General features: G+C 73.1%; 1 protein-coding gene. It reads left to right on the top strand.

The features are described from left to right. Positions 1-148: 148 nt before the first annotated feature. Positions 149-1,006 (top strand): alpha/beta hydrolase, encoded by an 858-nt coding sequence (locus P1P70_RS45045; protein ID WP_319248338.1) that lies wholly within the window; start codon positions 149-151, stop codon positions 1,004-1,006. Positions 1,007-1,031 lie beyond the last annotated feature (25 nt).

The following is a 1,031-nucleotide window of genomic DNA, read 5'->3' as shown; positions in this document are numbered from 1 at the left end:
GGCGGGGAAGCCGAGGTGGGCTACGGCGGGGAAGCCGGAGTGGGCCGAGCCCTGGCCGACCCGGGTCTTGGCCTGACCCGCCGGTCTCCCTACCGTGGGGGCGACCCCGCTCGTCCGAGGGCGGGGAGGCCTGACCGACGGGGGCGCCGTGCCGCACATCGAGTTGTCCGCCGGGACGATCGACTACCAGGACACCGGCGGCGAGGGGCCGGTGATCGTGTTCAGCCACGGTCTGCCGATGAACGAGACGCAATGGCGCAAGGTCGTGCCGCTGCTGGACGGGTACCGCTGTGTCCTGCCCACCCTGCCGCTCGGCGGCCACCGACGGCCGATGCGCCCGGACGCCGACCTGTCCCACCGGGGTGTCGCACGGCTGCTGGGCGAGTTCATCGAACGGCTCGGCCTTGAGGACGTGACCCTCGTCCTCAACGACTGGGGTGGCGGCCAGTTCCTGGTGACGGAGGAGCGGGGCAACCGCGTCGGGCGGCTGGTGCTGGTGGCTTGCGAGGCGTTCGACAACTTCCCGCCGGGAGCGGCCAAGGCCGTGGCCAAGGTGTGCGGGGTTCCCGGTGGCGTCTGGCTGCTCACGCGACTGATGAGGGTCCCGGCGTTCCGTGACCACCGCGGCGGGTACGGCGGCATGAGCCTGCGGGGAGTCCCGCCCGAGATCATGGCCGACTGGTTCGGCCCGGCGACGCGGAACAGGGCCGTCCGCCGGGACTTCGCCAAGTTCGCCACGTCGTCCCCCGGCCGGGGGACGCTGCTGGAATGGAGCGAGCGCCTGCGGGACTACGACCGCCCCGTGCTGGTCGTGTGGGCGACCGAGGACCGCCTCATGCCGCGCGAGCACGGCCCCCGGCTGGCAGAGCTGTATCCGAAGGGTCGGCTCGTAGAGATCGCCGACTCCTCCACCCTCGTCCCCGAGGACCAGCCGGAACGGCTCGCGCGGGTCCTGACGGAGTTCCTCTCGGAGACGGGGGCGGAGCCGCTCCGGCGCCTGGACTGAGCACGGGCAGGGCGCGGGGCGGGTC

The sequence above is a fragment of the Streptomyces sp. MB09-02B genome (assembly GCF_033794485.1).
GTDB lineage: Bacteria > Actinomycetota > Actinomycetes > Streptomycetales > Streptomycetaceae > Streptomyces.
This window is presented reverse-complemented; position numbering and strand designations above follow the sequence as displayed.